This is a genomic window from Patulibacter sp. NPDC049589 (assembly GCF_040675535.1).
Lineage (GTDB): Bacteria > Actinomycetota > Thermoleophilia > Solirubrobacterales > Solirubrobacteraceae > Patulibacter.
Genome location: NZ_JBFAPC010000244.1, coordinates 1 through 5491, shown reverse-complemented (window position 1 = coordinate 5491; position 5491 = coordinate 1). Strand labels below are relative to the sequence as shown.

7 protein-coding genes are annotated in these 5491 nt (G+C 75.0%); all 7 read right to left on the bottom strand.

The features are described from left to right. Positions 1-511: hypothetical protein (locus AB0L40_RS26070; protein WP_364361440.1), on the bottom strand; the 511-nt coding region annotated here is incomplete at its 3' end. Positions 512-668: 157 nt separating this feature from the next. Then, positions 669-917: a hypothetical protein gene (locus AB0L40_RS26065; protein ID WP_364361438.1), complete on the bottom strand. Its 249-nt coding sequence runs from the start codon at positions 915-917 to the stop codon at positions 669-671. A 158-nt stretch (positions 918-1075) separates the two neighbouring features. After that, positions 1076-1855 (bottom strand): hypothetical protein, encoded by a 780-nt coding sequence (locus AB0L40_RS26060; RefSeq protein ID WP_364361436.1) that lies wholly within the window; start codon positions 1853-1855, stop codon positions 1076-1078. Positions 1856-1859: 4 nt separating this feature from the next. After that, entirely contained in the window at positions 1860-3554 is a 1695-nt protein-coding gene (locus AB0L40_RS26055) for a VWA domain-containing protein (protein ID WP_364361434.1), read from the bottom strand. Positions 3555-3641: 87 nt separating this feature from the next. Next, positions 3642-3977, bottom strand: a complete 336-nt coding sequence (locus AB0L40_RS26050; RefSeq protein ID WP_364361432.1) for a hypothetical protein — start codon at positions 3975-3977, stop codon at positions 3642-3644. A gap of 14 nt (positions 3978-3991) precedes the next feature. Continuing rightward, entirely contained in the window at positions 3992-4375 is a 384-nt protein-coding gene (locus AB0L40_RS26045; RefSeq protein ID WP_364361430.1) for a hypothetical protein, read from the bottom strand. After that, a partial coding sequence (locus AB0L40_RS26040; RefSeq protein WP_364361428.1) for a hypothetical protein occupies positions 4375-5491 on the bottom strand: 1117 nt, incomplete at its 5' end. The genes AB0L40_RS26040 and AB0L40_RS26045, both read right to left, overlap by 1 nt.

Here is a 5491-nt window from a genome sequence, read left to right as displayed (position 1 = left end):
TCGCGCCGGCGTAGGCGATCACGTCCGTGTCCTCGAAGCAGCGACGGACCTGGTCGCTCGTGTCGAGGTCGGCGGAGATCGAGTCGATCCACTCCCCCGCCGTCGGCCGGCCGTTGTCCAGCGACGTGTTGCAGCCGATCCGCGAGACGACGCTCGCCGGGAGCTCGCCGTCCGGCGGAGCGAGGGGCAGGTACGGGCGGGACGAGCCCCACATGAGCTGGGAGAAGTACGCGCCCTCGTCGACGACGAAGCGGTCGGGGTCCAGTCGCCTCATGTCGATCGCGACGACCCACGGGTCACTCGACCGCGCCCGGCCCCCGGGACGCGCGAGGTAGAGGCACCCCGGCCGGGGTGCCAGGTACGACGAGTGCGACGCGGCGGTCACGTCGGCGCCGGCCGGCACGAGCCCGGCCGTCGGCGCCGCCCGCGCCTGCTCCTCGCCGACCTGGCGGACCAGCGTCCCCCGGTGGCAGCGGGCGACGCAGGCCTCGAAGTCCGCGGGCGAGAGCATGAGGACACCGTACCCGGACGAGTGCATCCGATCCGCCGGCCGGGCCGTTGCCACCAGTGGCAGCTCCGACAGCTCGTCGTCGCCGGCGGGTTGCTGCCCGGGGTGGCGGCGGGTTCCTGATCAGCTGTCGTCACCCCGACCCCTTGGGGCCGCGGTGCTACTGCCCGCCGACCCGCGACTGGACCTGGCCCAGCAGGGCCCGGCCGCCGCCGGTCAGCTGCCAGACGGACAGGTCCGTCGGCGGGGCGCTCGCGAGGCCGTGGGCCTCGAGCCATGCGAGGGCGTCCAGGCCGCGGTCGGTGGCGTCGGAGCCCGCGAGGTCGTCCGCGAGGTCGCTGACCAGGCGGTCGTGCCGACGGGGGCGCTCGGCGACCTTGGCCAGGGCCAGGCACTGATCGTCGGTCATGGCGGCGATCGTGGTGCTCATCGTGCTCGGTTCGGCTCCGCGGGGAGGCCCGGTGCGGCGCCGCGGCGGGATGCCGGGCGTCCGGAGGACGGACCCCGGGGAATCTTGCCGTCCCCGGCGGCGGAACCCCCTGGACGTTCGGACAAGACGGCGTGGCCTCAGGGCGCCGGGCGCTCCGCGTACGCCTCCTCCATCCCCTCCACGAGGGCGCCGGCGTGCTCGCGGACGGAGCGCAGCGCCTCGGCGGCCTGGCGGCTGTCCTCGCCGCTCTGCATCGACGACGCGGCCGCGAGGTTCATCCGGATCGTGTCGACCTCGACCGTCGCCCGACGGCACTCGGCGTAGTAGCGGCCGAGCTGCTCCTCACAGCGCTGGGCACCGCGCAGCTGCTGGCGGTAGGCGTCGGCCAGGTCGGCCTCCCCCGTGGACTCCGCGGACCGCAGCTGCCGGCCGATGCCCGCGACGTCGAGGTCGGCCAGCGTGTCGGCCAGGACCGACGCCTTCTCCGCCCCGTGGGTCAGGTGCGCGACGAGCCGGTCGGCCTCGGCGGCGACCTCGGGCTGGTCGAGCCGGTCCGGCGCCGCGAGGTCGCGGAGCTTCAGGGCGTGGTCCCGCGCCTGGCCGTAGGCCTGGGCGACGGGCATCGCCAGGGGCCGGCTGGGCAGGATCGTCGCCGAGTCGACCGCCGGGGGCCGCAGGTCGGCGAGCACGCCGTCCCGGAACTCGGCGTTGGCCAGCAGCACGCCGCCGGACACGACGTAGACGGCGGCCGCCAGCGCGATGGTCAGCGCCGGGGCCAGACCGATCACGAACCCCGCCACCAGCAGGACCACCAGCACGACGAGGGCCGCCGGGTGCGTCGCGGCGCGCACCACGAGCGCGCGCCCGTAGGCCTTGCGGACCTCGGCCGGGGAGCGGAGCTTCTGCGGGGTCGTCATCGGCTCAGAAGAAGGAGCTGATGCTCCGGTAGACGCCGTCGATGTCGTCCGTGTCGCCGGTGTAGGCCTTGCCGCCCGACGCCTCGGCGATCCGCTTCAGCGCGTCGGCCGAGCCGGCCGCCCCGGCGGAGTAGGCGATCGTGAAGACGCGGACCTCGCCGGCGCTGTCGGGCTGTTCCCCCGCCGCGCGCACCGCGTCCTGGACGCTGCGCGTCGAGTCGGTGTCCTCGCCGTCGGTCAGCAGCACCACGGCGTTGATGCGGTCGCCGCGGCCGGCCTCGCGGCGCACGGTCCGCAGGCCCTCGACGGTGGCGTCGTAGACCGCGGTGCCGCCGTCGGCCGACAGCGTCTCCACCGCGCCGAGCAGCTGCGACTTGTTCTTCGCGAACGGCTCGAGGGGCAGCTGCAGCACCGTGCGGTCGGAGAACGCGACGAGGCCCACCCGGTCGCGCGGCGAGACCTGCCCGAAGAACGCCTTCAGGCCGTCCTTCGCGTTCTGCAGCCGGCCCTCGTCGTTCATCGAGCCCGACACGTCGGTGACGAGCAGGACGTTCGCGGGCTTGCGGTCCGCGCGCCACGCCTCCTTGAGCGTGTCCATCACGCGGGGCTCCGGCAGCGACAGCGTCCGCAGGTCGCGCGAGACGTCGACGCCGTTCTGCGCCGTCAGGATCCCGCGCTCCTTCACGGGCTCGGTGCCGATCCGGAAGCCCTGGCCCGCCGCCTGGTCGGCGTCGACGTTGCGCCGCAGGAAGTCGTCGAACGCGGCGGCGCCCTGCTGCTGCTCCGGGGTCACCCAGGGCGCATCGAGGACGGCGTAGGGGCTGTCGCTGAAGAACGTCCCCTCCTCCGGGTGCAGCGCGATCAGGCGCGGCTGACCGCCGCGGTCGCGGTTGAACGCGGCGACGGTCGTCTCCTCCATCGCCACCGCCGACGCGTAGCCCGGGCCGCCGCGGCGCAGCTGCTGCTCGACGAACAGCGTCGTGTCGCCGTAGTGGACGATCGAGTTCTCGATCGCGCGGACCTTGGCGCGGGCGGCCGAGACGTCCTGCACCGTCAGGCCCTCCTTCTTGCCCACCGCCGCGTAGTACTCGGCGACGACGGCCTCGAGGCCGGCGGTCGAGAACTCCGGGTTGGTGTGGACGAGGCGGAAGGCACCGAACTCCGGATGCCCGACGCCGGCCCAGCCGCCCTTGGCGGTCGCCAGCTTCAGGATGTCCGCGTAGGAGACCTGCTTCTTCGGCCAGCCGAGCGCGCGGGCCAGCGGTTCCCACATCGCGATCACCAGCGGCGTCGACACGATCGAGCGGTTCGTCTTCGCGACGTAGGCGCGGTCGGCGTCGAAGTTCAGGAGCCGGCCCCACAACGATCCCGCCGGGGACCAGACCGTCGGCTTCAGCGTGCCGTCGGCGATGCGCCGCTCGGCGTCGCCGGAGGCCACGACCCGGGCGGACACGAAGACGGGCTTGCCGCCGACCTCGCGGCGCTCGTCGTTGAAGCGCGCGATCAGCGGCTGCAGGAGCGCCTCCTTCTCGGGCGAGTAGACGAACGAGACCTCCAGGGCGCCCTTCGGCGCGCGTGCCACCGTGCCCGAGCCGTCGGTCCCCGATGGACCGTCGGCTCCACCGCCGGCGAAGAGGACCGCGGCCAGCGCGACGACGACGAGCGTGATCAGGCCGATGGTGATGTAGCTGCGCTTCATGGGGTCCTCGGTCGACGGCCGCGGGCGCCGGGACGCACCACGCTGGCGCGGAGCTTACGGCCGACGCGCCGCCGGGGACAGGCCCGGTCAGCCGCGGGGGTCGTCGAGGACCGGCAGGCCGTCGAGCGCCTGGCGGTGCGCCATGTAGGCGTCGGTCATCTCGGCCCACTTGTCCGGGTGCGGCAGCTCGCCCTCCGGGACGTCCAACAGGCCCGTCAGCGCGGCGATCCACTCGGCGCCGTCGGGTACCGCGACGTAGCGGTGCATCATCAGCCGCAGGTCGTCGCTGTGCAGCTCGACCTGGAGGATCGGGCCGCGCTCGTCGACCCCGCGGACGAGGTCGGTGATCAGCTGCAGACCGTGGCGGGCGCCGATCGGCGGGAAGAGCTCGGTGCTCTTGATGATGTCGCCCCAGTCCGTCACGGCGGCCGCCAGCTCTAGCTGTACTCGTTGAACAGCATCATCACGGCGGTCAGCGCGACGATCACGGTCACGATCGCCAGGGCGCTGGGGCCCTTGTCGTGGCCGAGGGCGGCGAGACCCATCGCCTGGACGTCGGCGTGCGTCCGGGCGGGCAGCTCGGGCTCGTCCTCGAGCACGACGGGCCCGAGGTAGAAGAAGCGGCCGTCGGCGTGCCGCTCGTAGACGTGCGCCCGGCGTCGCGCGCCGCGCGGCTCGGCGGCGTCGTCGGCGTGCAGCTCGGCGCTCGGCCCTTCCGGGATGACGACGGTCAGGGCGCCGTCCTCGATCGGACGGGTCTCGCCGTCGGCTGGCCCGCCGCCGCAGAGCACGGCGACCGCGGTCGGGGTCCGGCGCCGCATCAGCGGACGACCTGTGTGCTGAAGGTCACTCCGTCAGTCTGGCGCACTCGGCCCTCCGGCGCGTCGTTCACGCCGACGCGGGTCCGGGCGCGCGTCGCGGAGAAGATGCCGTCCGTCAGCTGGCCCAGACCGATCGGGTCGCCGGTCGGCAGGCCGCACCAGTCTCCCGGGGGCGTGAACGCCGGCCCACCCTCGGGGCTGACGGCGGCGAGCGACCCGGCGCGCCGGCCGCGCAGCACGACCGTGCGCCGCACGGTGCTGCCGTCGCCGGCGCGGACGTCGACGGTCACCGCCGCTTCGCTGCCGTCGGCCAGGCAGAGGCCGAGCGTCAGGGGCCGGCCGGGGTCGGCGGCGTCCAGCTGCACGGTCGGCACGCCGTCCTGGTAGCCGGACCGGACCGTCGCGCCCGGCACCGCGAGCGGCGCGGCGCCGGAGGCGTGGTGGCCGTCGAGGTCCCACGCGTGGACGTCGACCGTCGCGGCGCTGTCCCAGCGCACGCGGGCGACGGCGCCGTCGGGCAGGGGATCGGGCGCGGCGGCCGGCGGGGACACCGAGCTGCCGCCGGGGGGTCGGGACGCGCGGGCGAGCTCGTCCTCGTGGCCCGCGAGCCGGACCCGCGGCTCCTGCAGGTCCGCCCGCCAGGCCTGGAGCGCGAAGGTGGTGCCGAGCTCGTCGGGCACGGTCGTCCGCCACCAGGGCTCGCCGGCGGACCGGGCGACGTCCGAGATCGTCCGCGCCCCCGCCCCGAGGTCGACGTCCGGGCCGGCCAGCCCGAAGACCCGCACGCCGACCGTCGAGGACAGGCCGACCTGGGCGCCGCCCGAGGCCGCGACGGTCGTGTCGTGCGGCCGCAGCCGGGTCGTGAGCCGGCCGGTCCGGGTGGCGCGCAGCCCGTCGTAGACCGTGCGGACGACGCCGCGCACGTCGCCCCGCGCGGCGGTCGCGAGGTGCCCGAACGTGGACGACGACCCCGACAGGAACACCTGCCCGTCGACGGTGAGGGTGACCGGCACCGGCCCGATCGAGGTCGACACGCGGCTGAGCAGGAGCGGCTGCGCGAAGAGCGCCTTCGGCCCGAACCCGCAGCGGGACTCGCCCGACATGGCGATCCCCGCG

Coding starts and splice junctions, on each gene's coding strand:
- AB0L40_RS26065 (WP_364361438.1), bottom strand. CDS start 917: ATGACCGACGATCAGTGCCTGGCCCTGGCCAAGGTCGCCGAGCGCCCC.
- AB0L40_RS26060 (WP_364361436.1), bottom strand. CDS start 1,855: ATGACGACCCCGCAGAAGCTCCGCTCCCCGGCCGAGGTCCGCAAGGCC.
- AB0L40_RS26055 (WP_364361434.1), bottom strand. CDS start 3,554: ATGAAGCGCAGCTACATCACCATCGGCCTGATCACGCTCGTCGTCGTC.
- AB0L40_RS26045 (WP_364361430.1), bottom strand. CDS start 4,375: ATGCGGCGCCGGACCCCGACCGCGGTCGCCGTGCTCTGCGGCGGCGGG.